Source organism: Pseudomonas sp. BIGb0381 (assembly GCF_024809815.1).
In the GTDB taxonomy this organism is placed as follows: domain Bacteria; phylum Pseudomonadota; class Gammaproteobacteria; order Pseudomonadales; family Pseudomonadaceae; genus Aquipseudomonas.
This window is the reverse complement of record NZ_JANUEN010000008.1, coordinates 44,472-69,715: the sequence shown is the minus strand read 5'-3', so window position 1 is coordinate 69,715 and position 25,244 is coordinate 44,472. Positions and strand designations below refer to the sequence as shown.

Below are 25,244 nucleotides of genomic sequence, written 5' to 3'. Positions count from 1 at the left end.
AATACCAGCCAGTCACAAGTGGACCCTATGTGTCTGAAAAGTTGTTCGGGTACACTCGGAGCCTGTAAAACCGATCCTATCGAATCACTTTTCACGTTCTCACGAGGTTTGCCATGGCTGATTACAAAGCGCCGCTGCGTGATATGCGCTTCGTCCTCAACGAAGTCTTTGAGGTCGCCACCACTTGGGCCCAATTGCCGGCATTGGCAGACAGCGTTGACGCCGAAACCGTAGAGGCCATCCTCGAAGAAGCCGGCAAGGTCACCGCCAAATCCATCGCCCCGCTCAGCCGCGGTGGCGATGAGCAGGGCTGCCGCTGGGATAATACGGCGGTATTTACTCCGGATGGTTATCCACAGGCCTACAAAACCTACGCTGAAGGTGGCTGGGTCGGCGTAGGCGGTGACCCCGTGTTTGGCGGCATGGGCATGCCCAAGGCTGTATCGGCCCAGGTTGAAGAGATGATCAACTCGTCGAGTCTTGCGTTTGGCCTGTACCCGATGCTGACCTCCGGCGCCTGTGTGTCGATCAACACTCACGCCAGTGAAGAGCTCAAGGCCACCTACCTGCCGAAGATGTATTCCGGTGAGTGGGCCGGCTCCATGTGCCTGACGGAAGCACACGCCGGTACCGACCTGGGGATTATCCGCACCAAGGCCGAGCCGCAGGCAGACGGTTCCTACACGATCAGCGGGACCAAGATCTTTATCACTGGCGGTGAACACGACCTCACCGAGAACATCATTCACCTGGTGCTGGCTAAACTGCCGGACGCACCGGCCGGTCCCAAGGGGATTTCGCTGTTCCTGGTGCCGAAGTTCATGGTCAACGCCGACGGCAGCCTGGGCGCGCGTAACCCGGTGAGCTGCGGCTCCATCGAACACAAGATGGGTATCCAGGCGTCCGCCACCTGCGTGATGAACTTCGACGAAGCCGTGGGCTATCTGGTGGGCGAGCCTAACCGTGGGTTGGCGGCGATGTTCACCATGATGAACTACGAGCGTCTTGGCGTGGGTATCCAGGGCCTGGCGTCCGGCGAGCGCTCCTACCAGAACGCGATTGAATATGCCCGCGACCGCCTGCAAAGCCGCTCGCCGACCGGTGCCCAGGCCAAAGACAAGGTGGCCGACCCGATCATCGTCCACCCCGATGTGCGCCGTATGCTGTTGACCATGAAAGCCGCGAACGAAGGCGGTCGCGCGTTCTCCACCTACGTGGCGACGCAGCTGGACATCGCCAAGTTCAGTGAAGATGCCGCTGCCCGCGAGCGGGCCGATAACCTGGTGGCGTTGCTGACGCCGGTGGCCAAGGCGTTCCTCAGCGATCTGGGCCTGGAAACCACCGTGCTCGGCCAGCAAGTGTTTGGCGGCCACGGTTACATTCGTGAGTGGGGCCAGGAGCAACTGGTGCGTGATGTACGCATCACCCAGATCTACGAAGGCACCAACGGCATTCAGGCACTGGACTTGATGGGGCGCAAGATCGTCGGCAGCGGCGGTGCGTTCTACACCTTGTTCGCCGACGAGATTCGCCAGTTCATCGCCTCGGCGGGGCCCGAACTGGCTGAGTTCAGCCAACCGCTGAGCGCGGCGGTGGATAACCTGGACGAGTTGACCGCCTGGGTGCTGGATCGCGCCAAGACCAACCCGAACGAGATCGGCGCAGCCTCGGTGGAGTATTTGCATGCATTTGGTTACATGGCCTACGCCTATATGTGGGCGCGTATGGCCAAGGCCGCGTGGGGCAAGGAGACGGAGGAAGACTTCTACGCCAGCAAGCTGGGCACCGCGCGCTTCTACTTTGCGCGTCTGTTGCCACGTATTCACTCGCTGAGTGCGTCGGTAAAAGCCGGTAGCGAATCCCTGTTTTTGCTGGATGAGGCACTGTTCTAAGGGCTTGGAGGGCGTGTAAGCATTCTCTTACATGACGTACTGCTAATCGTCCTCTATCGCCAAATTGGATCCACAGATAATCTACTTCACATGGACGTCGCGCAGGAAGCGCAAAGCAACAACACGGACACGTAGGATTCTGCCAGGATGGCGGAGTGAAATGGATGTTAGGGAAACAGTCTGCAAAGCCCTGCTTCGGCGGGGTTTTCTTTTGCCTGCGAAAAAGTCAGGCGCCGAATTTCAAGCCAGGGCCGGCGGCGCATTCATCACGTCTTCCAGCAACGTGCGTAACAGTGCCACCGTCGCCTGTTGGCGTTGTACATCGCGGCAGACCAGCCCGACTTTCAGCGGCACCCTCGGTTCGCTCAAGGGTTTCCACAGCAGCATTTGGCTGTTGTGCTCGTCCTGAGAGCGCCCCGGCAGCACCGTTGCCAATTGGGTGTTAGGCAAGCTGTCGAGAATCCCCACCATGGTATTGAGCTCCGCCTGAACCTGGGGCCGTCGCCCAAGGTTTGCGAGCTGGCCTTGCCAGATCTGCCTGACTTGAAACTCCTCCCCCAACAGCAACATCGGCAACTCGGCCGCCTGCTTCAGCGAGACTTTCTTGAATTCGCGCAGCGGATGATCTTCCGGGATGACCACCTTCAGCTCATCCTCATACAGCAACACGCCGTGCAGCCCCGGCTGGCGTGGCGGCAGGTAGCTGATGCCGATGTCCAGCGAGCCGTTAAGCAATCGCCGTTCAATCTCAAGCCCGGTCAATTCGTAGATCTGCACCACCAGGTGCGGCTGGGCCTTGCGCACGCGCTCGAGCATTTGCGGGACCAGGCTGGTGTGCACGGTTTGCAGCACGCCGATGGCCAGGGTGCGCATGGCCTGACCCTTGAAGTTACGCAAGGCTTCGATGGCTTGCTGCATGCCATCGATCAGCGGCAAGGCATGGTTGTACAGCGTATGGGCGGCCAGGGTGGGCAGCAGGCGTTTGCTGCTGCGCTCGAACAGGCTCACATCGAGGTTGCGCTCCAACTGGCGGATCTGTTGTGAGAGCGCCGGCTGAGAGATCGACAGGCGTTCAGCGGCACGGCCCACATGGCCTTCTTCATACACCGCGACGAAATAACGCAGTTGCTTGAAATCCATAAGACTTACTTATCGAAAAAGCTGGAAAATCGAAATGGCCGATGGCCGCCGAGGCGCCTAGTCTAGCGCCTATTCGCAGGGCTTACAGGGCCGGATCGGGCAATGAACAGTGTTTATGTTGATGACGTTTACATAGGCAAGGCAACACACCCGCAGACAATGATTGCAGGAGAAACCGACCAAGGCCCGGTTGCCATCGGGGGGAAGCTGTGAATCTCTTCAATATACGTCGTCCCGTGCCCAGCCTGGACGACCTGGTTCTGGAGGCTTCACCCGATACGCTGTCCAGCGAGGCGCTGATGCCCACGGTGGCGAGGCCAGCTCAGGTCTTCATACGTGGCCAGGGCTCCTGGCTGTGGGACAGCGACGACCGTGCCTACCTGGATTTCAGCCAGGGCAACGCCGCCAACAGCCTCGGCCACAGCCCGCAGGTCTTGATCAAAGCCCTCGCCGAGCAGACCCAGGCCCTGATCAATCCGGGCATGGGTCTGCATAACCGCGCTCAACTCAATCTTGTCGACCGCCTGTGCCATCGTACCGGCAGCGACCAGGCCTACCTGCTCAACAGTGGCGCCGAGGCCTGCGAAGCGGCGATCAAGCTGGCGCGCAAGTGGGGCCAACTGCATCGCGGCGGGGCCCACCGCATTATCAGCGCGAGCAATGGTTGCCATGGGCGCAGTTTCGCCGCACTGGCGGCGTCGGCCGGCAATCTGGAAAACCGCTTTGAACCGCAATTGCCCGGCTTCAGCCATGTGCCGTTCAACGATCTGCCGGCCCTGCATGCGGCGGTCGATGCACAGACAGTCGCCATCCTGCTGGAGCCGGTCCAGAGCGAAGCCGGCGTGATCCCCGCGACGGAACATTACCTCAAGGGGGTTGAACGGCTGTGCCGCGAACTGGGGATCCTGCTGATCCTCGATGAGGTACAAACCGGCCTCGGTCGTTGCGGCACCTTGCTTGCCGAACAGCAGTACGGCGTGCGGTCCGACATCATCACCCTCGGCAAAGGCCTGGGCGGAGGCGTGCCGTTGGCAGCCCTGCTGGCGCGCGGCAACGCCTGTTGCTTCGAAGTGGGTGAGTTGGAAGGCACCCATCATGGCAACGCGCTGATGGCGTCGGCCGGGCTGGCGGTGCTCGATACGGTGCTGGAGCATGGCTTCCTGGAACACGTACGTGAATCCGGCCTTTACCTGAGCGAAGGCCTTGCCCGCCTGGGCTACCGCTACGATCAGGGCCCATTGCGCGGCCACGGCCTGATGTGGGGCCTGACGTTGTCGGATGATTCTGCAGATGCAGTGGTAAAAGCCGCTCTGCACGAAGGCCTGATCCTCAACGCCCCGCAACCTGACTGCCTGCGCTTCACCCCGGCGCTTACGGTGAGCAAAAGCAACATCGACGAAATGCTCCTGCGCCTGGCTCGCGCTTTTTCCCGGGTGCGCACCGCCCAGTTGCAGTGCCGCAAGGGCATCGCCGTTTAACCCACATTCCTGAACCGTCTCGCGGTATACGCGGCGCCTCCAGCCTGATTTTTTCGGCTGGGGGCGTTTTTTTGTCTGGCCATTAAAGGATGGCCTGGTGCCAGATCCCACTGAACCCTCACGAACGCCCAAGGTCGATTAGCTACACGGCTCACACGAGCCGATTTTCTGGAGCTGACCCATGGACATCATTCGTATCATCATCGCCATCCTGCTGCCGCCACTGGGTGTGTTCCTGCAAGTGGGTTTCGCCGGCGCGTTCTGGCTGAATATTCTGCTGACCTTGTGCGGTTACTTCCCGGGCATCATTCACGCCGTGTACATCATCGCCAAACGCTGATGGCCTCAGCCTTTTGCGATGAGCCGTGAATTGCGCTCATTGCGAAAGGCCAGTTGCTCGATGGTCTGGGTAGCATGTTCGGCCTCTTCCCGCGCCTTGAGGATGATGCCGTGCTGCTCGGACTTGCTGCACACCGGGTCGGCATTGCTCGCATCCCCCGTGAGCATGAAGGCCTGGCAACGGCAGCCGCCGAAGTCCTTTTCCTTTTCATCGCATGAACGGCATGGCTCGGGCATCCAGTCGTAGCCGCGAAAGCGGTTGAAGCCGAAAGAGTCGTACCAGATGTGCTGCATGCTGTGGTCGCGCACATTGGGAAACTGCACCGGCATCTGTCGGGCGCCGTGGCAGGGCAGGGCGGTGCCGTCTGGCGTCACGGTCAGAAAGATACTGCCCCAGCCGTTCATACAAGCCTTCGGGCGCTCCTCGTAGTAATCCGGCGTGACGAATATCAGCTTGCACGGGTGGCCTTCGGCTTCGAGCTTGGCGCGGTATTCGTTGGTGATGCGTTCGGCGCGCACCAGCTGTTCCTTCGTCGGCAATAAACCCACGCGATTGAGTTGCGCCCAGCCATAGAACTGGCAGGTGGCGAGCTCGACAAAGTCCGCCTCCAGCGCGATGCACAGCTCGATGATGCGGTCGATCTTATCGATATTGTGCCGGTGGGTGACGAAGTTCAGCACCATCGGGTAGCCGTGCGCCTTCACTGCGCGGGCCATTTCCAGCTTTTGCGCGAAGGCTTTTTTCGAGCCGGCCAGCAGGTTGTTCACCTGTTCGTCGCTGGCCTGAAAGCTGATCTGGATGTGGTCCAGGCCGGCTTTCTTGAAGTCGCTGATTTTCTGCTCGGTGAGGCCGATGCCCGAGGTGATCAGGTTGGTGTAGAACCCCAGCTTGCGCGCCTCGGCGATCAGTTCGGCAAGGTCCTGGCGTACCAGTGGCTCACCGCCGGAAAACCCCAATTGCGCGGCGCCCATCTCACGGGCCTCGCGAAACACCTTGATCCACTGTTCGGTGCTCAGCTCCTTGCCCTGCTCGGCAAAGTCCAGCGGGTTGGAGCAATACGGGCATTGCAACGGGCAGCGGTAGGTCAGCTCGGCGAGCAACCATAGCGGCAGGCCGATGGCTGGTTTTTCAGGCAAGGGTGATCCAGTGCTCAGCACGGGCGACCTCCATGAATTGCTCGATGTCGTCACCCAACTCAGGCACGCCGGGGAACTGTTCTTCGAGCGCGGCAATGATCGCCGCCACGTCGCGCTCACCGTCAATCAAGCCACCAATCAGCGCGGCGCTGTCGTTGAGCTTGATCATGCCTTCGGGGTAGAGCAATACGTGGCCTTTTTGCGCGGGTTCGTATTGGTAGCGGTAGCCCTGGCGCCAAGTCGGTTTTCTGCTGCGATCAAAACTCATAGGGTGATCCCTTTGTGCCAGACCCGCTGCTCGGTCACGCTGTGATACGGCGGGCGTTTCAGTTCGTAGGCCATGCTCATGGCATCCAGCATGCTCCACAGGATGTCGAGTTTGAACTGGAGAATTTCCAGCATGCGCTCCTGGCCTTCACGGGTGGTGTAGTGCTGCAAGGTGATTGCCAGCCCATGCTCCACATCGCGCCGAGCCTGGCCCAGGCGGGTGCGGAAATACTCATAACCGGTGGGATCGATCCACGGGTAGTGCTGCGGCCAGCTGTCCAGGCGCGACTGGTGGATCTGCGGCGCGAACAGCTCGGTGAGCGAGCTGCTGGCGGCTTCCTGCCAGCTGGCGCGGCGCGCAAAGTTCACGTAGGCGTCTACCGCAAAGCGCACGCCGGGCAGCACCAGTTCCTGGGAGCGCAGCTGGTCAGGGTCAAGGCCGACCGCTTGGCCCAAACGCAACCAGGCTTCGATACCGCCGTCTTCACCCGGTGCGCCATCGTGGTCGAGCAGGCGCTGGATCCACTCGCGACGGATCTCGCGGTCCGGGCAGTTGGCCAGGATTGCGGCGTCTTTCAGCGGGATATTCACTTGGTAATAGAAACGGTTGGCGACCCAGCCCTGGATCTGCTCGCGGGTGGCACGGCCTTCATACATCGCCACATGGTACGGGTGATGAATATGGTAGAAGGCGCCTTTGGCCCGCAGGGCTTTTTCAAATTCGTCGGTGTTCATAGGTCTATCAGTCATAAGAGGTCTCCTGTAGGAGCGAGCTTGCTCGCGAAGGTCGTTAACGATGACGTGGGCATTCTGAATGAGCACGGTGCCCTTGGGTTTTTCGCGGGCAAGCCCGCTCCTACAGTTCGATGCTCATGCCGTCGTAAGCGACTTCGACATTGCGCCGCACCAGTTCCGCGCGCTCGGGGGAGTCTTCATCGAGGATCGGGTTGGTGTTGTTGATGTGGATAAGCACCTTGCGCTGCTCGGGCAACTGCTCCAGTACTTCGAGCATGCCGCCGGGGCCGTTCTGCGCCAGGTGGCCCATCTCGCGGCCGGTACGGGTACCGACGCCACGGCGCTGCATTTCGTCGTCGTCCCACATCGTGCCGTCCACCAGCAGGCAATCGCTGCCGGCCATGATCTCCAGCAGCGGTGCGTCGACCTTGCCCAGGCCCGGGGCGTAGAACAGTTTGCCGCCGGTGCGCAGGTCTTCGACGATCAGGCCGATGTTATCGCCTGGGTGCGGGTCGAAGCGGTGCGGCGAGTAGGGCGGGGCGGCACTGCGCAGTGGCAGTGGGGTGAAGCGCAGGTTGGGGCAGGCCGGGATGGTGAAGCTGGCATCCAGCTCGATGCGGTTCCAGGCCAGGCCGCCGTTCCAGTGGGTGAGCATGGTGAACAGCGGGAAGCCGGTACTCAGGTCTTCATGGACCATATCGGTGCACCACACCTGATGTGGGCAGCCTTCGCGCAGGCTCAATAAACCGGTGGTGTGGTCGATCTGGCTGTCCATCAGGATGATGGCACTGATGCCGGTGTCGCGCAGTGCGCGGCCAGGCTGCATCGGCGCAAAACCCTGGAGTTGCGCGCGGATATCCGGCGAGGCATTGCACAGTACCCAGTTCACGCCATCGTCGGAAATGGCGATGGATGACTGGGTCCGCGCCTGCGCCCGCAGGCTGCCGTCACGAAAACCTGCGCAATTCACGCAGTTGCAGTTCCACTGCGGGAAGCCGCCGCCAGCGGCGGAACCTAGAATCTGGACAAACATGGCCGCTCCATCAAGCAAAGCTCAAAACAAAAACGCCCCGGGCGAACCGAGGCGTTGTATTACCCAGCGGCTTAGCGGCTGGCGAAGTACATGGTGACTTCGAAGCCGATGCGCAGATCAGTGTAAGCAGGTTTGGACCAGGTCATATTCTTACTCCTACGAAGGGATGGGACGTTTACTACCAAGTAATACATATAGTCCACCTCCAGTCGGAGATGTTCAGATGTGTGCGTAGGAATGTTACGCAATTCTTTTCAAGTTAGCGCTGTCTTGGTGGAAAAAGCCTGTTGCAGGGTTGGCAATGATCAGCTCGCGGGTTGCCAGGTCTCGTCGACACGTGGGCCGTTGGCGATGCAGCGCCAGCCGCCAGTCGCGTCCTTTAGCTGTTGGGCTGCTCGTTGCAGGTCCTCCTGCGTTCGGGTCTGGATCAACGCTTGAAGCTGGCACAGATAATCCGACGGATGGCCCGCCAGGCACGCGTGCCAAAGCAGTTCGGCACTTTGGGTGATCGGTAGCGTTTCGGCGCAGAACTGCTGTGCCAAGGTGTGATTGCCCAAGTCATCGCTGCCGTCGATCAACAACGGTAGGTGTTCCAGGAAGGTGTGCACGTGATCGACGATACCTTCCAACGAAACGCTGGGTGACTGCACACCCAACAGCAGGCCGGTTTGCCCGTTGATCTGTCGGACACCGCTGAATACGGCGTAGCCCAACTGCAACTCGACCCTCAGGCGTTGGTAGAACGGCCCTTGGAGCAGGTGCCCAAGCCGTCGCCATGAGGCTTCATCGGCCAGGGATTGGCTGGGTATCGGGCAAAACAGCAGCACGGCGGCTTCGGTTGAGTCAGTTTTAACCGTATGCCACACACGTTGACCGCCGAGGTGTTGAAGAGCCGGTTCGAGGTGTGCAGGTTGCCCAGGCAGACGAGCGGCGGCGGCCTTTATCAACGTTTCACACGCGGCGGGCATATTCAGCCCCAGGCCGTGCCAGCGTGCAGTGGCCCAGGATGCGGGTTGTTCGCTGGAGTCGGCAGTGCCGGTGGCGCAGCACGTGGGGAGCGCCTTGAGCAGTTCTCGGATTGCGATCATGGGTGTTGCTGGCGGGGCGGCATCTTGCGGCAGATGCAGGCTCTGCGCCAACGCCTCCAGCACGGCCGGCATGGGCTCGTGCAGCCCGGTCATCTTCACCAGCCAATCATGGCCGGTGGTTTCGAAAGATAATTCCACGCCCGCCTGGCGCGCGTTCTCACGCAATGGCTGCAAGGTGTTTTCCAGCCCAGCAGGCGCTGGCGCGTCGAAGCGCCACTGCAGGTACAGCGCGCCCTCATCGCTGTCATCCGCCAAGGCTTGGCTGAAGGTCAGCGCCGTTACGCCCCTTCGCCCCCGTGAACGATCCTGGGCAAACGTGCGCAAGCCTCGGTGAGCGCTGGTTTGGCCGCGAATCAGGCCGGCGCGTTCTTCTTTGACCGGTGGGCGCAGGAACGGGTTGTTCGGGGGCAGCTGCCAACGGTGTTCGGCGGGCGGCAAATGCAGTGAATCAAGCAGGGCCTTGAGCGCAGCGACGCCCTGTTCACTGAGGTCTTCGCGATCGTTGCGGGCCAATGCCAGGGCGCCCTGGGTCTGTTGTTGGCGAGCGTTCAGCAGGGCGAACTCTTCGCGCAGTGGCGTCCAGTCGCTGTGTGCGAAAAAGCTCAGCCAGTCGTGCAGCAGCGCCTCAATGTGTGTCGCCGGTTCGTTTTCAGTATCGAGGGTAAAGTCGATGTCCAGCACGGCTTGTCCAGCGAAGTGGTACAGCACTGACGCCTGCAGTGCGCTGGCCAGGTGTCGGGTTTTCAACTCGGCGAGCAGCCCGCCCGGCGCGGAGGCATTGAGCCAGGTGCAGAGGAAATCCAGGGCTTCACGGGGCGCGTCACAGGTGATGACGTGGTGCAGGTGGCCGCTGTCGAGGTGTTGATAACGCCGAGCCTGGCCTTGCATCAAGGCTGGTGGTGAGGCCTGTGGATGCAGGGGGCCAGTGATCAGTTGCGCGCTGAAGCGTTGCGCCAGGGCTTCCAGCTCATCCAGCGTCTGTGGGCCGGCGAGGCTCAAGGTCATCTGCCCGCTTTGATAGAAATGTCCGTGGAATTCCCTGAGTGCTTTTTGAAATTCCTCGTGCTCCACCGGCAGGCTGTCACGGTTGCCCGCGTGAAAGCCGCGTAGCGGATGATCCGCTGCCAAACCTTCGAGCAGCGCCACCTGCTGCTGTGCCTTGGCATCCTGGGACCAGGCGACGTACTCGGCGTGCAGCACTTCGCGCTCGCGCAGTTGATCTTCCAGATCCAGGCGCGGACGCGCCAGCATGTCAGCCAGTCGCTCCAATCCATTGGCAAAGGTCGACACCGGTAGTTCGAAGAAGAAGTCTGTGGTGCGTTCGCGAGTGCTGGCGTTGACCTGTCCACCGTGACACTGCACGTAGGCCATCAGCCCTTCGCCTGCAGGAAAGCGCTCGGTTCCCAGAAACAACAAATGCTCAAGAAAATGTGCCAGCCCCGGCCAGGCCAACGGCACGTCGTGGCTACCGGCAGCCACCCGCAGCGCCGCGGCGCAACGCTTTAAGCGCGGTGCATGGCGCAGGGAAACCCGCAGGCCATTGGCCAGGGTCAGATGAACGGGATAAAGGTGGGCCGGGGCGGGCATGGGCACTTCCAGAACGGGGCAAGTGCCTATGCTAACAAACCCGTTCAATCAGGGCTTGTGCAGCGGGCCGTAAAGCTCGGGACGCCGGTCTTGCAGGTAATGGTTGGCGGCGCGGGCGTCGAGGATCGATTGCCGATCCACGGTCCCGACAATCAAGGCTTCATCCAAGCCCGCCTGGGCGATTCGCCGGCCATCCGGTGCGGCAATGCTGCTTTGCCCGCAGTACTGAATCTCGCCTTCGTGCCCGCAGTAATTGGCGTAGGCCACGTAGCACTGGTTCTCGAAGGCCCGTGCCCGCACGGTGACGTCGGCGACAAAGTCGAACGGCACCATATTGGCGGTGGGCACCAGGATCAGCTCGGCACCGGCCAGGGCCAGGCGTCGGGTGTTCTCCGGGAACTCGAGGTCATAGCAGATCAGGAACCCCAGCTTCCATCCGTTGAGTTCCACCAGCGGGAAATCATCGTCGCCGGCACTGAACATCGAGTGGTCCAGATCGCCGAACAGGTGGGTCTTACGGTAGTTGCACCGGCGCTGGCCGTGGGCGTCGATCAACTGCACGGCGTTGTAGATCTGCCCATCATCGGCCCGCTCCGGGTAGCCGTACAGAATGGCCCGCCCGGCGTTTTGTGCGATTTCGGCAATGGCTTGCGCAGACTCCCCATCCTGCGCTTCGGCCAAGGCACCCACGGCTTCAGCACCGATGTTGTAACCGGTGAGGAACATCTCCGGCAGCACCAGTACATCGGCGTCCGACGCTTCATGCGCCAGTTGGTGCAGACGCTTGAGATTACCTGCGACATCCAACGGCAGCGGTGGGCATTGGTACAGGGCGACGCGCATGTTCAACTCCTTAGTCAGCCAGGGCAATCGGCCCGATCTCATCGAACACATCACCCGGCCCCGGGTTCTCGGGGTGAGTGCTGCCGCCAAAGTGGGTCATGACGCCCCATACCGCGTTCAGCGAGGTTTGTACCGCACCCTCCACCCACGCTGGGGTCCAGGAAACGTCGTCACCGGCGATAAATATCCCACGCTGTTCGGCGGGCATATCCTTCTGCATGAAGTGCGCATACATGCGCTGGTTGTAGCGGTAGTGACCCGGCAACGCGCCTTTGAAGGCACCGAGGAAATGCGGGTCGGCTTCCCAGGACACGGTAATCGGGTCGCCGATGATGCGCGCCTTGATGTCGACTTTCGGGTAGATCTTGTTCAAGGCGTCCAGCGCCAGTTTCACCCGCTTGTCGATGGGCTGCGGGAGCATTTTCAGCGCGTCGCTCATCCACGAGTACGACAGGCAGATCACCCCTGGTTTGTCGTCGCCGTTGTCGAACAGGTAAGTGCCGCGAGTGAGGCGATCGGTGAGGGTCATGCTCATCAGGTCGCGGCCGGTCTCCGGGTCTTTGTCTTTCCAGAACGGGCGGTCGACCATCACGAAGGTCTTTGACGATTGCATGTAGCGCGTACGGTCTAGGGCCATCCACATCTTTTGCGAGAACAGGGTTTCATCGCACTCGATCTGGGTGGTCAGCAGCCAGCTTTGGCAGGTGGTGAGCACGGCTGCGTATTCGCGGGTATCGCCGTAGTTGTCGGTCACGGCAAAGCGGCCATCGGCTGCATGGGCAATACGCTTTACCCCGGCCCGTGGTGCGCCGCGGTGCAAGGAACTGAGGCTGGTACCGGCCGGCCAATGGGCGCAACGCTCCGGCACATGGCGCCAGATGCCCATCGGCACCTGGGCAACGCCGCCGACGATGAGATGTTGGTGATCGTCGCAGTTGGTCATGACCACGCGGAAAATTTCCAGCATCGAGTTGGGGAAATCCGAGTCCCAGCCGCCGGTGCCGAAACCTACCTGGCCAAACACCTCGCGGTGGTGGAACGATAACTTTGCGAAAGCCTTGGAGGTCGCCACGAAGTCGTAGAAGGTGCGGTCGTCCCACAAGGGCACCAGCTTGTTCCACAGCGCTTTGAGGCGCGGTACATCACGGTCGCGGATGGCTTGCTGGATATCGCCGAACTGCGAGCCGGCCTCCAGGGCGTCGGCCCAGGCGTCAGCCACTTCCTGGAACAGCGCAGGCAGATCGGACAGCTTTTGTGCGTAGTGGGTCTGGCCTTCCAGATCAATCACCGTACTGCCGGAGGCTGGCGTCAGCGGGTTGGGGAAGGGTTTGGTTTCCAGGCCCAGCTTGTCGACGTAGTGATAGAACGCGGTAGATGACACCGGAAAACGCATCCCGCCCAACTCGGCGATGATGCCTTCGGCGCCTTCGAAGGCCTGGGAACGCAAACGGCCGCCCATCTTCGAGGCTTCATACACCACAGGTTTGAGGCCCAGCTTCATCAATTCGTAGGCGGCGACCAGCCCGGCGATACCGGCGCCGACGATGGCCACTTCAGCGCCATGGTTGGCGGCGGGGATACTGCCGAGTCCAGCCGGATGTTCGATCCAGTCATCGAAGGCGAACGGGAAATCCGGGCCAAAGATGGTGATGGGTTTTTTACCGTCTGCTGGGTGGCGATTGGTCTTGCTGATGGTGCTGGACGGAATGCTCATGGCGGGCCCTTGCTGACGACTCGGCGGGAAGTGACCCGCTGAGTATAGGAAAAGATGGCAGCCAGTTTAGGGAGCGTTGCGTTCGTTAATAAGACGCAAAGTGTCGTCGGAATGAATTGTTTTTAGTCATAGTGACGAATTTAGTGGTCAGATTGGTTGTCCGCGGTCCAATTTATTACTGAGGATGATCGATGTGGTGGTTTTCTCCACGCCATCGACACCGCCAATCTGGTCCAGCAGTTGATCGAGCTGTTCCGGCGAATCGGTGCGCAACCAGGCCACGTAATCGAACTCGCCGCTGACCGCGCACAGTTGTTGAACCTGAGCCATGGCGCTCAGCCTGCGCAGCACTTCTTTGCCCGAACGCGGTTGCACGGTGATCCCCACATAGGCCTGCAAGCCGCCATCTGCCATGCGTTGGCCCAGGCGCACACCATAGCCGGTGATCACCTGGGTTTTTTCCAGGCGCGCAAGGCGCGACGTCACCGTAGTGCGCGCGATGCCTAACTGCCGGGCAAGCATGGCCACGCTTTCGCGTGCGTTGATCTGCAGGGCGGCGATCAATTGACGATCGATTTCATCGAGGACGGCCAAGGGTGGCTCCAGTATGGGCGGTTAGGGGAGCCATATTACAATCTTCCAGATACGCAAAAGCCGCGCAATGCGCGGCTTTCGAATTGGTGGGCCCACACGGACTTGAACCGTGGACCAAAGGATTATGAGTCCTCTGCTCTGACCAACTGAGCTATAGGCCCTGTAACAGGTCGCGGATTATAACGATGGTTTCTCCACTGTGCTATCCGAAAAATCCTCAATGCTCCTGCGAAGGAAGGTAGCGGCAAAAAGCTCGGGCGGTAGCGGCAGGCTGACGATGTAGCCCTGCATCTGTTCGCAGCCTTCAGCGGCCAGGAAGGCTTGCTGCGCGGGGGTCTCCACGCCTTCTGCGATGATGGTGAATTGCATGCTGTGGCCCAGGGCGATGATGGCGCGCACGATGGCGGCGTCGTGGGGGTCGTCGGGTAGGCCGCGGACGAAGGATTGGTCGATCTTCAGGAAATCCAGCGGCAGGCGCTTGAGATAGCTGAGGGACGAATAGCCGGTGCCGAAATCGTCGATCGCCAGTTGTACGCCCAGGCGTTTGAGTTGGTGCAGGACTGCCAGCGCTTCTTCGGCCTGGCTCATGATGAAGTTCTCAGTGATCTCCAGTTGCAGGCAGCCCGGTTCGAGACTGTAGTCGCGCAATAGCTGTTCGATGCGATCCAGTAAACCAGGGTGGCGCAATTGCGCGCCGGCGAGGTTGACCGATAGCGGGCCGAAGTCATCAAAGCGGGTCTGCCAGGCGTGCATTTGCAGGCAGGCCTGCTCCAGGACCCAGTCGCCAATCTGCAGGATCGTGCCGTTCTCTTCGGCCAGGGCGATAAAGTGTTCGGGCGGGACATCGCCAAAGGTGGGGTGGTGCCAGCGGATCAAGGCTTCGGCGCCGATCAATTCTTGCGTCACCAGGCTCAGTTTTGGTTGGTAATACAGGCTCAACTCATCACGTTCGATCGCACGCCGCAGTTCGTGCTCCAGGGCCACGCGCTCATTAGCCTGGGCTGTCAGGTCGCGGGTGTAGCTTTCGACCCGGTTACGGCCCTTGGCCTTGGAACGGTACATCGCGGCGTCGGCGTTCTTGACCAGCGTAGCGACGTCGGTGCCGTCCTGGGGGTACAGGCTGGTGCCGATGCTGGCGCTGATGAAGAATTCGTGTTCGCCGGCCTGGAACGGTGGGGTGAAGCAGGCCAGCAGCTTGTTGGCCAGTTGCTCGGCATCGCTGGCGTGTTGCAGGCCGGGTAGCAGGATAATGAACTCATCGCCGCCCAGGCGCGCGACGGTGTCGATGTCGCGCAATTGCTCCTTGAGGCGTACGGCGATGTCTTTGAGCAGCAGGTCGCCGATCGGGTGGCCGAGGCTGTCGTTGATGTGTTTGAAGCGGTCCAGGTCGAGAAACAGCACCGCGCCTTGTTTACCGGTTTCCTGATGGCCGTTGAGGGCCGCCTGCAACCGACTTTCAAACAGCGTGCGGTTCGGCAGGCCGGTCAGTGGGTCGTGGTGCGCCTGATAGTCGAGGCGCGCCTGGGCCAGCTTGAGGCTGGAGATGTCGGCAAACACCGCGACAAAATGCGTGATCAACTGATCGCGGTTGCGCACGGCGCTGATGGTCAGCCAACTGGGGTACAACTCGCCGTTCTTGCGGCGGTTGGAGATCTCGCCCTGCCAATGACCTTGGGCCGTCAGCTGGTGCCACATTGCGGCGTAGAAGGCGCTGTCATGCAGGCCGGAGGCGAGCAGGCGCGGTGTCTGGCCAAGGGCTTCGGTTTCGCTGTAGCCGGTGATTTCGCTGAAGGCGCGGTTGACGGCGCTGATGTTCTGGCGGATATCGGTGATCAATACGCCCTCGGCGGTACTCTCGAATACTGTCGCGGCCTGTTGCAGCTTTTCCTGCATCAGCTGGCGCTCGGTGATGTCCCGGGCGATGGTGAGCATGCACTCTTCACCGGCGATTGGCAGTGGGCGGCTGGAGACTTCACACAGTCGAATCTGGCCGTCGCTGCGCCGTATATGGCAGATGAAATCACGCACAAACCCGTCTCGCTGCATCAATTCCAGCATGTGTTTACGTTCGTTGAGGTCGACCCAGATGCCCAGGTCCAGGGTTGATTGGTCGATGGATGTCGCACTGGCGAAGCCGGTGATGCGACTGAAACCATCGTTCACTTCAATCAGCAGGCCATCACTCTGGCGGCTCAACAGCAAGCCGTCGGGAGAGGCATGGAAGGCCTTGGCGAATTTTTCCTCGGAGGTTTGCAGTTGCTGCTGGGTTTCCTTGAGCTGGGTGATGTCACGTACCACCACCACGATGGCTTCCGTGGTGTCGAGTTGAAACGGCTCGGCGGAAACCAGCCCGGTAAAGGCCTGGCCGTTGCTGCGCAGAAAAGGCATTTCCAGGTTGCGAATGCTGGTGGTCTGCACCCGTTGCAACAGGTCCGGGCCAATGCCTGGGATGTCCCAGATATTCAGGGCGGTGGCGGTTTTTCCGATCACGTCTGCGGCCTTCAGGCCTACTTGATCCTCAAACGCTTTATTGACCTCCAGCAGGCAGCCATCGGACAGCCGTGCGATCACCAGGATGTCCGGGCATTGTTGAAACACGGAAGCAAACTTTTGCTCGGAAAGCTGCAGCGCCTCTTCAGTGCGTTTGGCTTCGCTGATGTCGATCATCAAGCCCCGCAGCACCGGCTCATGGCCGTGCTCGATCAGGCTGACAATGTCACGCACCCACAGACAGCGGCCGTCGGCGGTGATCACGCGATAATCAACGCTGTGATCGCGGTTGGCACGGGTTTCGCGGTAGCAGTACGTTTCTGCACGGAGCAGGTCGGCGGGGTGAATGATGTTGCGCCAGAAGCCTGGAATCAGCCAGTGGGCGCGTGGATAGCCGAGTAGTTCCTCTGCATGAGGTGATACATAGCTGTAGGTGAAATCGGTAACGCTGGCTTCCCAGGCGATGGCGGACAGGCTCTCCACCAGGCCGCGATAGTGGTATTCGCTGCTGCGCAGTTCCTGTTCAAGGGCGACACGGCGGGAAATTTCCGAGCTGAGCCGGCGATTGATCCGAATGACGATGGCCAATACGGTGCTCAACAACAGCACAGCGGGCAAGCCGTACATCAGCAGGTCGGTCCAGAACGTACGGTGGTCGGTGAGGCTGCCCACCCAGCGTTGCTGGATGGCTTCGGTTTCGGCCGGGCTGAGGTCAGCCAGAACCTTGTCCAGAATGCCCACCAGTATTTTGTTGTCGCGTGGTACCCCCATCGCCAATTGATAGCGGTACGGCGTTTCGCCACTTACGTACAGGCCATCAAGCTTGAGCTGGCGCAGGCTCCAGACGCTCGATGCGAGGTCGCCTACCACGGCGTCGACTTCGTCGGTGGCCAAGGCCTGCAGCGTCGAACTGACATTTGGCATGGCCACCAGGTTGAGATCTGGATGGTGGGTGCGTAGCAGTTCATGGGGCGCATAATTTTCCACCACGGCAATCTTCAACCCATAAAGGTCATTGAGGTTGCGTGGTCGGGCGCCGCCTTCATGGGCAAGGATGACAATGGGGAAGTCCAGGTAAGGCCGTGTGAATGCCATAAAGCCCTGGCGCTCGGGGGTAGACATGATGCCCGGCAGCAGGTCGAGTTGGTTGTGGCGTGCCTGCTCCAGCAAGGCACTCCAATTGACCGGCTCGATCAGTTTGATCCTGGCACCCAGGCGTTCCTGGATCAGGCGAACGTAATCCGCCGCCAAGCCTTGGTAGCGGCCATCTTCATCACGGTATTCGAAGGGTGGCCAGGAGGCGTCCACGCCCACGCGCAACTCCTGATGGTCCGCCAGCCAGCCGCGCTCATCATCGCTAAGAGTCAACGCGTCAGCCGTTGCGGTCCAGGTCAGCAGCGACAGGAGTAACACAGTCGGCAATCTGGGCATAACGGTCTCGTTATGGCACGGGGAATGTTTCGAGTGTAGACGGGCATTGCGGGGGAGGGGCGTAGCGGGGAATTTTATCGATACAAAGCAAAACCCCCGGCCTGGGCCGGGGGTTCTGGTGTCACTCGTCGAGGAAGGAGCGCAGATGCTCGCTTCGCGTCGGGTGGCGCAACTTGCGCAACGCCTTGGCTTCGATCTGACGGATCCGCTCGCGGGTCACGTCAAACTGCTTACCGACTTCCTCAAGGGTGTGGTCGGTATTCATGTCGATGCCGAAACGCATGCGCAGTACCTTGGCTTCACGGGCAGTGAGGCCGGACAGTACGTCGCGGGTCGCTTCTTTAAGGCTCTCAACAGTGGCGACATCGATTGGCGACTGCATGGTCGAGTCTTCGATGAAGTCACCCAGGTGGGAGTCTTCGTCATCACCGATCGGGGTTTCCATGGAGATCGGCTCTTTAGCGATCTTCAATACCTTGCGGATTTTATCCTCAGGCATTTCCATGCGTTCGCCCAGCTCTTCCGGGGTCGGTTCGCGACCCATTTCCTGCAACATCTGCCGGGAAATACGGTTGAGCTTGTTGATCGTCTCGATCATGTGCACCGGAATACGGATGGTGCGGGCCTGGTCGGCGATCGAGCGAGTGATCGCCTGACGGATCCACCAGGTGGCATAAGTCGAGAATTTGTAGCCGCGACGATATTCGAACTTGTCCACAGCCTTCATCAAGCCGATGTTGCCTTCCTGAATCAGATCGAGGAATTGCAGGCCACGGTTGGTGTACTTCTTGGCGATGGAGATCACCAGACGCAAGTTCGCTTCAACCATCTCTTTCTTCGCGCGGCGGGCCTTGGCCTCACCGATCGACATGCGACGGTTGATGTCCTTGATCTCGGCAATCGTCAGACCGGTTTCGGTCTCAAGTGCGGTCAGCTTCTGCTGGCAACGGATGATGTCCGGCTGCAGGCGACCAATGGCTTCAGCGTACTTCGCCTTGCCTTTGGCCAGAGCGTCGCTCCAGCTTTCGTCAACTTCGTGGCCCGGGAACTGGCGCAGGAAGTCGGTACGCGGCATGCGCGCATCACGGACACAGAGCTGCATGATCGCACGCTCTTGTGCACGCAGACGCTCAAGGGCGCTACGAACACGTTCCACCAGGCCTTCGAACTGCTTCGGTACCAGCTTGATCGGCATGAACAGCTCAGCCAGCGCCAACAGCTCGGCAATTGCCAGCTTGTTGGAGCGACCGTGCTTTTTCAGGGCCTTGCGGGTGATTTCCATTTGATCGGAAACCGCGCCGAAACGCTGGGCAGCAATGATCGGGTCTGGGCCGCTTTCGACTTCGTCTTCGTCGTCGGTGCTGGCTTCAGCCTCGTCGTCTTCGGTGTCATCGTCCGCTTTCGCGGCTTTGGCATCGACAGGCGGCGGTACTTCGGCAGCAGGCGGCGCGATGCCGTCGTCCGGGTCGATATAACCGCTCAGGACGTCGGACAGGCGGCCACCTTCGGTGGTGACGCGAGTGTACTCGGAGAGAATGTGGTCAACCGTGCCAGGGAAGTGCGCGATTGCGCCCATCACTTCACGGATACCCTCTTCGATACGCTTGGCGATTTCGATCTCGCCTTCGCGCGTCAGCAACTCGACGGTACCCATTTCACGCATGTACATGCGCACTGGGTCAGTCGTGCGACCGATGTCGGTCTCCACCGCGGCCAACGCGGCAGCGGCTTCTTCAGCGGCTGCCTCGTCGGTATCGGCGTCGGCCAACATAAGGGCGTCCGCATCCGGAGCACTCTCGTGTACGGGGATCCCCATGTCATTAATCATGCGGATGATGTCTTCCACCTGCTCAGGATCTGAAATATCCTCAGGCAGGTGATCGTTGACCTCTGCGTAAGTCAGATACTTCTGCTCACGACCAAGGGTGATCAACTCTTTGATACGAGACTGCTGTTGCGCTTTTCCGGACATAACACCCTATCCACTGAAGGTCTTGGCGGGCAAAAAACAAGCCGAGGATTATACCCGAGCTATGACCTCACACGCCAGCTGAGGTCGGGTTTGATGCGGAAACATTCTGTTTTAAGAGGTCGCGCATCTGTTTTGCTATCTGAATTTGCTCTTCAGCCGATAATCCCGGCTGTCTTGCTCTCTTGATGAGTTCATCGAGGGTCTGCGTGTGCTGACCCGCGGATAACCTAGTAATGGTGTCTAAAAACTGTTGTTCAAGGTTATCGCCGTCAATTAGCCACTCCTTTTCCGCGAGTGCCTTCAACAGACGACCCTGTTCTGTGCCATGCCAGCGAGCCATCAGCTGAATGGAGTTTAGCTTAGGATTTTTCTGCACGGCCTCGATCAGTGCGATGAGCACCTGAGCGTAGGTATTGCTCGCGTTGGCAAAATGGTCAGCGCTTTCGACCTTGCTCGCTAATTGCGGGTGGTGGATAAGCGTGCGCAGGGCAATCAATGTAGGCGCTTCTACAGCGACCGGCGTACGCGGGGCGTAAGCCTCATCGCGGTCGCCGCGTTTGCCATTCTTGCTCCAGGGTTTCTTATCCCATTTCTTGCCGCCGGCACCGGGTTTCTTCGGCGTCCATTCCTGTTGGGGCGCGTACGCATCCTGGGGTTGATGGAAGTCGGCATAGTCCGGCATGGCGTCATAATCCATGCCTGGGTCGTAGGCAGGTGGCGCGTCCTGCGGTGCGCTGTGTACCAGCTGGCTGACGGCTTCGCCACTCAGCCCTGTAATTTCCAGCAGGCGTTGGCGCATCAGGGTGCGCAGGTTCGCGCCTGGAACCTTGTCGATCAATGGCGCCGCAAGGGTGGCCATATGCGCCTTGCCTTCGAGGGAGCGCGGGTCGGCTTCCTCGGTCAGTTGCTGGAAGAAATAATCCGCCAGCGGCTGCGCGTGTTGATTGATGCGTGCGCGGAATGCGTCGGTGCCTTCCGAGCGCACCAGGGTATCCGGGTCTTCACCTTCGGGCAGGAACAGGAAGCGCGCGCGGCGCCCGTCCTGCAGGCTCGGCAGCGTGGCTTCGAGTGCGCGCCAGGCGGCGTTGCGGCCGGCCTGGTCACCGTCGAAACAGAACAGCACGCTGGGCACGACGCGAAACAGGCGCTTCAAGTGTTCTTCGCTGGTGGCGGTACCTAGGGTGGCCACAGCGTTGCGCAGACCTTGCTGGGCCAGGGCGATCACGTCCATATAGCCTTCAACCACGATGATTTCATCGAGGTTTCGATTGTTCTTGCGCGCTTCGAACAGGCCGTAGAGTTCCTGGCCCTTGTGGAATACCGGGGTTTCCGGGGAGTTCAGGTACTTGGGCTTGTCATCCCCCAGCACCCGGCCGCCGAAGGCGATGATGCGGCCACGGCTGTCGCGGATCGGGAACATCACACGGTCGCGGAAGCGGTCGTAGCGCTTGCCGGTCTCGGCGTTCTCAATCAGGAGGCCGGCGTCGATCATGGCTTTTTGCTGCAGGGTGTCGCTGCTCAGGTGTTTGTACAGATTGTCCCACCCGGGTGGAGCGAAGCCGAGGCCGAAGTCGCGGGCGATTTCGCCGGTCAGGCCGCGCCCCTTCAGGTAGTCGACGGCGGCCTTGCGCTGCGGATGGCTTTTAAGTGCCTGACGGTAAAAGTCGGCAGCGGCAGTCAGCAGCGGGTACAGCGGCGAGTCGGTGGGCTGCCGTGGTTTATGTGGGCGGCCACTTTCTTCGCGGGGGACTTCCATGCCGGCGGCTTTCGCCAGGTCCTCGATCGCCTGGGGGAAGTCCAGGTTGTCGTGGTCCATCAGGAAGCCGAGGGCGTTGCCGCCTGCGCCGCAGCCGAAGCAGTAATAGAACTGCTTGTCGGGGCTGACGCTGAATGACGGGGTCTTTTCCTTGTGGAACGGGCAGCAGGCTGTGTAGTTTTTGCCGGCTTTCTTCAATTGCACGCGTGAGCTGACAACATCGACGATGTCGGTGCGGTTCAGAAGGTCGTCAATAAAGCTCTGGGGAATCAGCCCGGCCATGGCGTTCTCGTCATCACTGCGTGTAAATGAGTGCCCGTGAAGTGCTCAAGTGCACGTATCGAATGGCTCGACCATTGATCGTCTGCTTGGGCTGTCAGGAAGTGTATCTGCCGAACAATCACTGACGTTAGTTTCAATCAGTTTTTCGGCGTAGAAATGTTGCCCTGGAGTCCGGCGTTGACCAATGGTGGCCTCGGATGCTCATCGGTGGGCACAGTCGATACAGTTGATCGCCTGCTTATAAATGAGTGTGCTCGTCAGTAGCCTTGTTAGGCTCGTCAGAAGAGACGTGCACCGCTGGCAAAAGAGCCAGTCCTGACGTTTGAAGCAGGTGTATCAGTCGCGTGTGCGGCCTCAACGATGAAGCATCAAGCGATATCCGCAAATGCCAACAGCCCGGCTGAGGGCCGGGCTTGGCAGAAGCTTGCTACGAACGTCTGTGTATTAGTACAGACGAACGGCGCGGCGCTGTTCGCGCTGAACTTTCTTGGCGTGACGCTTAACAGCGGCTGCTGCTTTACGCTTACGCTCAGAAGTTGGCTTCTCATAAAATTCGCGGCTACGAACTTCAGCCAGAACACCGGCTTTTTCGCAGGAGCGCTTGAAACGACGCAGAGCTACGTCGAAGGGTTCGTTCTCTTTTACTTTGACGGCTGGCATCCAGAGCTACCTTCTTTCATTACCGGGAATCAACGTTCTCGTCGCAAAAAATTCGCGGCTGAGGTCGTCGGTTTTTAAGGGTTGCGGATGTTAACCCCTCATTGGCAGGAATGCAAAGCCTCTGATCGAAAACCGCTAGTCGGGAGGGGGAGTGGCGACTATTATGCGCGGCTTCGAATTCAGCCTCTACAAGGCGCAAACCCATGCTAGTACTGGGACTTGAAACCTCCTGCGACGAAACCGGTGTCGCACTTTACGACAGTGAACGCGGGCTTTTGGCCGATGCACTGTTCAGTCAGATCGACTTGCATCGGGCCTATGGCGGCGTTGTGCCGGAGCTGGCCAGTCGTGATCACGTCAAACGTATGCTGCCGTTGATTCGCCAGGTGTTGGACGAGGCCGGTTGCGTGCCGACCGAGATCGATGCGATTGCCTATACGGCGGGCCCCGGATTGGTCGGAGCCCTTCTGGTTGGCGCCTCTTGCGCCCAGGCGCTGGCTTTTGCCTGGGGTATTCCGGCCCTCGGCGTGCACCATATGGAAGGCCATTTACTGGCGCCGATGCTGGAAGAAAACCCGCCGCAGTTCCCGTTCGTCGCTTTGTTGGTTTCGGGCGGGCATACGCAGCTGGTTCAGGTCGACGGAATCGGTCAATACACGCTTTTGGGCGAGTCCTTGGACGACGCCGCCGGCGAAGCTTTCGATAAGACTGCGAAGATGATGGGCCTCAATTATCCGGGCGGCCCGGAAATCGCCCGCCTCGCCGAAAAAGGCGTTATCGGCCGCTACACCTTCCCGCGCCCGATGTGCGATCGCCCTGGCCTGATGTTCAGCTTCAGCGGCTTGAAAACCTCCGCGCTGAATACCTGGCAGCACAGCGTCAGCGCCGGGGACGACAGTGAGCAAGCCCGTTGCGACATCGCGCTGGCGTTCCAGCAGGCCGTGGTGGAGACTTTGACCATCAAGTGCAAACGCGCCCTGAAACAGGCAGGCATGAAGCGCCTGGTGATCGCTGGTGGCGTCAGCGCCAACAAGGCGTTGCGCAGCTCATTGGAAAAGATGCTCGGTGATATGAAGGGAGATGTGTTCTACGCCCGCCCTGAGTTCTGCACCGACAATGGCGCGATGATCGCCTATGCCGGGTGTCAGCGCCTGCAGGCCGGGCAGCACGAAAGCCTGGCGATCAGCGTGCAGGCGCGCTGGCCGATGGAGCAGTTGCCGCCCTTGTAAATACGCAACGTGAGCCGTGCTCATTGACGGTATTTAAAAATGCCGTTCGCGCCCGGCAAACAGGTCGCGTAAATTGCCCCGGTGTCGCCAGACGATCAGCAGTGTCAGCACGCTCATCGGCAGCAGCGCCGCCGGTTCCTGCCAGGCGAGCAACGGCAGGGTGAGCGGTGTGGCGATCAGCGCAGCCAGCGAGCTGGTGCGGGTCAGGTAGAACGTCAATAGCCAGGCGAGTACGGCGAGCAACGCCGCCGGCGGGTAGATCCCCAGCAGCATGCCGGCTGCCGTGGCGACACCTTTGCCGCCGCGAAAGCGGAAGTACAGGGGAAACAGATGGCCGAGGACGGCGCACACGCCCACCCAGGCCTGCTGTTGCAGGGTAAGGCCGGCGAGGTTGGCGATCAGTACGGGCAACAGGCCCTTGCACACGTCACCCAGCAGCGTCAGTACGGCGAGCTTCTTGCCGGCCAGGCGCAACATATTGGTGGCGCCGGCATTGCCAGAGCCACTCATTCGCGGGTCGGGATTTCCCGTCAGGCGGCTGAGCAAAATGGCGAAGGACAGCGAGCCGAGCAGGTAGGCGAGAATCGCCAGTGACCAAAACATGCTAACTATTCCGGGCGAGGACGCCCTGATTCTAACGGGGCATCGCGCCCTTGTCGTGCTGCGGAGAAGAGCTTGGACAGAGTGTTTATCGAAGGCCTGGAAGTCGACACCGTGATCGGGGCCTACGACTGGGAGCGCGGGATCCGCCAATGCCTGCGCCTGGACCTGAGCTTCGCGTGGGATAACCGCCCGGCTGCGGCCGGCGACGACCTGACCCTGGCGCTGGATTACGCCAGCGTGTCCGCGCGTATCCAGGCCTTTGCCGAGCAGTCCCAGTACCAACTGGTGGAGACCTTTGCCGAGCGCCTGGCCGAAGTGCTGATGAGCGAGTTCCAGATTCCCTGGCTGCACCTCAAACTGACCAAGCCCGGCGCAGTGCCGGCTGCCAAGGGTGTGGGCGTGGAGATTGAGCGCGGATGTCGCTGACTCAGGTTTACCTTGGCCTCGGTAGCAATATCGAGCGCGAGCTCCATCTGTGCGCCGGGCTCGACGCGTTGGCGAGTTTTCTGACGGATATGCGCTGCTCGGCGGTGTTCGAAAGCCAACCGGTGGGCATCAAAAGCGGGCCGTTCTTCAATCTGGTGGTGTCGGCCTATACCGACCTGCCATTGATGGAGTTGGATCGCCGGTTGAAATTCATCGAGGCCGAAAACGGTCGCTATGCGCCGGACCGCAAAGGCTTGCCGCTGGATATCGACGTGCTGCTTTACGGCGAGTTGGTGGGCAACTTCGATGGTTTGATCCTGCCGCGGGCAGAGATCCTGAAAAATGCCTTTGTGTTGTGGCCGTTGTCGATGATGGCACCGGATCGCTTGCACCCCGAAGCGGGCAAGACGATGGCTGCGCTGTGGCGTGATGCTCAGATTGATCAGGTGCTGGCGCCTGTCGGGTTTGAATGGCAGGGCCAGCTACTCACCCCGGACTCGCTCTTGTAGGGGCGCGCTTGCTCGCGAAAAACTGAGAGCGCTGCGTTA

The 25,244-nt window shown here is 60.4% G+C and carries 21 protein-coding genes and 1 tRNA gene; 6 read left to right on the top strand and 16 right to left on the bottom strand.

Annotated features, from left to right (window positions below; translation table 11 throughout):
- The first annotated feature begins 113 nt into the window (after positions 1 to 113).
- The gene (locus M2397_RS20745; protein ID WP_131699107.1) at positions 114 to 1,892 is read left to right on the top strand and encodes an acyl-CoA dehydrogenase C-terminal domain-containing protein; all 1,779 of its coding nucleotides are present in this window, start codon (positions 114 to 116) and stop codon (positions 1,890 to 1,892) included.
- Positions 1,893 to 2,132: 240 nt separating this feature from the next.
- Here M2397_RS20745 and M2397_RS20740 read toward each other — a convergent pair whose 3' ends face one another.
- Positions 2,133 to 3,032 (bottom strand): LysR family transcriptional regulator, encoded by a 900-nt coding sequence (locus M2397_RS20740; RefSeq protein WP_131699108.1) that lies wholly within the window; start codon positions 3,030 to 3,032, stop codon positions 2,133 to 2,135.
- Positions 3,033 to 3,241: 209 nt separating this feature from the next.
- On the opposite strand from M2397_RS20740, the gene M2397_RS20735 reads away from it, so the two are divergent.
- The gene (locus tag M2397_RS20735) at positions 3,242 to 4,510 is read left to right on the top strand and encodes an aspartate aminotransferase family protein (protein WP_259244328.1); all 1,269 of its coding nucleotides are present in this window, start codon (positions 3,242 to 3,244) and stop codon (positions 4,508 to 4,510) included.
- A 181-nt stretch (positions 4,511 to 4,691) separates the two neighbouring features.
- Positions 4,692 to 4,850, top strand: coding sequence for a YqaE/Pmp3 family membrane protein (locus M2397_RS20730; protein ID WP_010207008.1), 159 nt, complete (start codon positions 4,692 to 4,694; stop codon positions 4,848 to 4,850).
- Positions 4,851 to 4,855: 5 nt separating this feature from the next.
- Here the strand turns inward: M2397_RS20730 and pqqE are convergent, their stop codons facing one another.
- From pqqE to rpsU, 14 genes are all read right to left on the bottom strand, one after another.
- Positions 4,856 to 5,986 carry a pyrroloquinoline quinone biosynthesis protein PqqE gene (gene pqqE, locus M2397_RS20725; RefSeq protein WP_065938222.1) on the bottom strand — a complete coding sequence of 377 codons (1,131 nt, stop codon included), beginning with the start codon at positions 5,984 to 5,986 and terminating at the stop codon, positions 4,856 to 4,858.
- A complete protein-coding gene (gene pqqD, locus M2397_RS20720) occupies positions 5,979 to 6,254 on the bottom strand; it encodes a pyrroloquinoline quinone biosynthesis peptide chaperone PqqD (RefSeq protein ID WP_027605935.1) in 276 nt (91 codons plus the stop codon). The genes pqqE and pqqD overlap by 8 nt, the downstream gene beginning before the upstream one ends.
- Positions 6,251 to 7,003 (bottom strand): pyrroloquinoline-quinone synthase PqqC, encoded by a 753-nt coding sequence (pqqC, locus tag M2397_RS20715; RefSeq protein WP_131699111.1) that lies wholly within the window; start codon positions 7,001 to 7,003, stop codon positions 6,251 to 6,253. Before pqqC ends, pqqD begins: the two co-directional genes overlap by 4 nt.
- A gap of 106 nt (positions 7,004 to 7,109) precedes the next feature.
- On the bottom strand, positions 7,110 to 8,021 hold the full coding sequence (gene pqqB, locus M2397_RS20710) for a pyrroloquinoline quinone biosynthesis protein PqqB (RefSeq protein WP_032883902.1): 912 nt from the start codon (positions 8,019 to 8,021) through the stop codon (positions 7,110 to 7,112).
- Between the two features lie 71 nt (positions 8,022 to 8,092).
- Complete coding sequence (gene pqqA, locus M2397_RS20705; protein ID WP_003194766.1) at positions 8,093 to 8,167, bottom strand: pyrroloquinoline quinone precursor peptide PqqA; 75 nt, start codon at positions 8,165 to 8,167, stop codon at positions 8,093 to 8,095.
- Positions 8,168 to 8,326: 159 nt separating this feature from the next.
- Positions 8,327 to 10,696 carry a pyrroloquinoline quinone biosynthesis protein PqqF gene (pqqF, locus tag M2397_RS20700; protein ID WP_259244327.1) on the bottom strand — a complete coding sequence of 790 codons (2,370 nt, stop codon included), beginning with the start codon at positions 10,694 to 10,696 and terminating at the stop codon, positions 8,327 to 8,329.
- Between the two features lie 48 nt (positions 10,697 to 10,744).
- Positions 10,745 to 11,539: a carbon-nitrogen hydrolase family protein gene (locus tag M2397_RS20695; RefSeq protein WP_167656248.1), complete on the bottom strand. Its 795-nt coding sequence runs from the start codon at positions 11,537 to 11,539 to the stop codon at positions 10,745 to 10,747.
- Positions 11,540 to 11,549: 10 nt separating this feature from the next.
- On the bottom strand, positions 11,550 to 13,232 hold the full coding sequence (locus tag M2397_RS20690; protein WP_145336948.1) for an NAD(P)/FAD-dependent oxidoreductase: 1,683 nt from the start codon (positions 13,230 to 13,232) through the stop codon (positions 11,550 to 11,552).
- Positions 13,233 to 13,400: 168 nt separating this feature from the next.
- Positions 13,401 to 13,847, bottom strand: a complete 447-nt coding sequence (locus M2397_RS20685; RefSeq protein ID WP_259244326.1) for an Lrp/AsnC family transcriptional regulator — start codon at positions 13,845 to 13,847, stop codon at positions 13,401 to 13,403.
- 84 nt (positions 13,848 to 13,931) lie between these two features.
- Positions 13,932 to 14,008, bottom strand: a tRNA-Ile gene (locus tag M2397_RS20680).
- 16 nt (positions 14,009 to 14,024) lie between these two features.
- A complete protein-coding gene (locus M2397_RS20675) occupies positions 14,025 to 17,768 on the bottom strand; it encodes an EAL domain-containing protein (RefSeq protein WP_259244325.1) in 3,744 nt (1,247 codons plus the stop codon).
- 121 nt (positions 17,769 to 17,889) lie between these two features.
- Positions 17,890 to 19,740: an RNA polymerase sigma factor RpoD gene (rpoD, locus tag M2397_RS20670; RefSeq protein ID WP_065925398.1), complete on the bottom strand. Its 1,851-nt coding sequence runs from the start codon at positions 19,738 to 19,740 to the stop codon at positions 17,890 to 17,892.
- A gap of 67 nt (positions 19,741 to 19,807) precedes the next feature.
- Complete coding sequence (gene dnaG, locus M2397_RS20665; RefSeq protein WP_259244324.1) at positions 19,808 to 21,778, bottom strand: DNA primase; 1,971 nt, start codon at positions 21,776 to 21,778, stop codon at positions 19,808 to 19,810.
- Between the two features lie 444 nt (positions 21,779 to 22,222).
- Positions 22,223 to 22,438 carry a 30S ribosomal protein S21 gene (gene rpsU, locus M2397_RS20660; protein WP_002551877.1) on the bottom strand — a complete coding sequence of 72 codons (216 nt, stop codon included), beginning with the start codon at positions 22,436 to 22,438 and terminating at the stop codon, positions 22,223 to 22,225.
- A 203-nt stretch (positions 22,439 to 22,641) separates the two neighbouring features.
- Between rpsU and tsaD the strand changes: the two genes are divergently transcribed.
- Positions 22,642 to 23,667: a tRNA (adenosine(37)-N6)-threonylcarbamoyltransferase complex transferase subunit TsaD gene (gene tsaD / locus M2397_RS20655; RefSeq protein WP_131699118.1), complete on the top strand. Its 1,026-nt coding sequence runs from the start codon at positions 22,642 to 22,644 to the stop codon at positions 23,665 to 23,667.
- A 33-nt stretch (positions 23,668 to 23,700) separates the two neighbouring features.
- On the opposite strand, the gene plsY is transcribed toward tsaD, so the two are convergent.
- Complete coding sequence (gene plsY, locus M2397_RS20650; RefSeq protein ID WP_053131126.1) at positions 23,701 to 24,270, bottom strand: glycerol-3-phosphate 1-O-acyltransferase PlsY; 570 nt, start codon at positions 24,268 to 24,270, stop codon at positions 23,701 to 23,703.
- A 72-nt stretch (positions 24,271 to 24,342) separates the two neighbouring features.
- Between plsY and folB the strand changes: the two genes are divergently transcribed.
- Both folB and folK read left to right on the top strand, forming a co-directional pair.
- Positions 24,343 to 24,696: a dihydroneopterin aldolase gene (gene folB, locus M2397_RS20645; protein ID WP_015886183.1), complete on the top strand. Its 354-nt coding sequence runs from the start codon at positions 24,343 to 24,345 to the stop codon at positions 24,694 to 24,696.
- Positions 24,687 to 25,205 carry a 2-amino-4-hydroxy-6-hydroxymethyldihydropteridine diphosphokinase gene (folK, locus tag M2397_RS20640; protein ID WP_131699119.1) on the top strand — a complete coding sequence of 173 codons (519 nt, stop codon included), beginning with the start codon at positions 24,687 to 24,689 and terminating at the stop codon, positions 25,203 to 25,205. The genes folB and folK overlap by 10 nt, the downstream gene beginning before the upstream one ends.
- The last annotated feature ends 39 nt before the right edge of the window (positions 25,206 to 25,244 follow it).

Coding starts and splice junctions, on each gene's coding strand:
- M2397_RS20745 (WP_131699107.1), top strand. CDS start 114: ATGGCTGATTACAAAGCGCCGCTGCGTGATATGCGCTTCGTCCTCAAC.
- M2397_RS20740 (WP_131699108.1), bottom strand. CDS start 3,032: ATGGATTTCAAGCAACTGCGTTATTTCGTCGCGGTGTATGAAGAAGGC.
- M2397_RS20730 (WP_010207008.1), top strand. CDS start 4,692: ATGGACATCATTCGTATCATCATCGCCATCCTGCTGCCGCCACTGGGT.
- pqqD (WP_027605935.1), bottom strand. CDS start 6,254: ATGAGTTTTGATCGCAGCAGAAAACCGACTTGGCGCCAGGGCTACCGC.
- pqqC (WP_131699111.1), bottom strand. CDS start 7,003: ATGACTGATAGACCTATGAACACCGACGAATTTGAAAAAGCCCTGCGG.
- pqqB (WP_032883902.1), bottom strand. CDS start 8,021: ATGTTTGTCCAGATTCTAGGTTCCGCCGCTGGCGGCGGCTTCCCGCAG.
- pqqF (WP_259244327.1), bottom strand. CDS start 10,696: ATGCCCGCCCCGGCCCACCTTTATCCCGTTCATCTGACCCTGGCCAAT.
- M2397_RS20695 (WP_167656248.1), bottom strand. CDS start 11,539: ATGCGCGTCGCCCTGTACCAATGCCCACCGCTGCCGTTGGATGTCGCA.
- M2397_RS20675 (WP_259244325.1), bottom strand. CDS start 17,768: ATGCCCAGATTGCCGACTGTGTTACTCCTGTCGCTGCTGACCTGGACC.
- rpoD (WP_065925398.1), bottom strand. CDS start 19,740: ATGTCCGGAAAAGCGCAACAGCAGTCTCGTATCAAAGAGTTGATCACC.
- dnaG (WP_259244324.1), bottom strand. CDS start 21,778: ATGGCCGGGCTGATTCCCCAGAGCTTTATTGACGACCTTCTGAACCGC.
- rpsU (WP_002551877.1), bottom strand. CDS start 22,438: ATGCCAGCCGTCAAAGTAAAAGAGAACGAACCCTTCGACGTAGCTCTG.
- tsaD (WP_131699118.1), top strand. CDS start 22,642: ATGCTAGTACTGGGACTTGAAACCTCCTGCGACGAAACCGGTGTCGCA.
- plsY (WP_053131126.1), bottom strand. CDS start 24,270: ATGTTTTGGTCACTGGCGATTCTCGCCTACCTGCTCGGCTCGCTGTCC.
- folK (WP_131699119.1), top strand. CDS start 24,687: ATGTCGCTGACTCAGGTTTACCTTGGCCTCGGTAGCAATATCGAGCGC.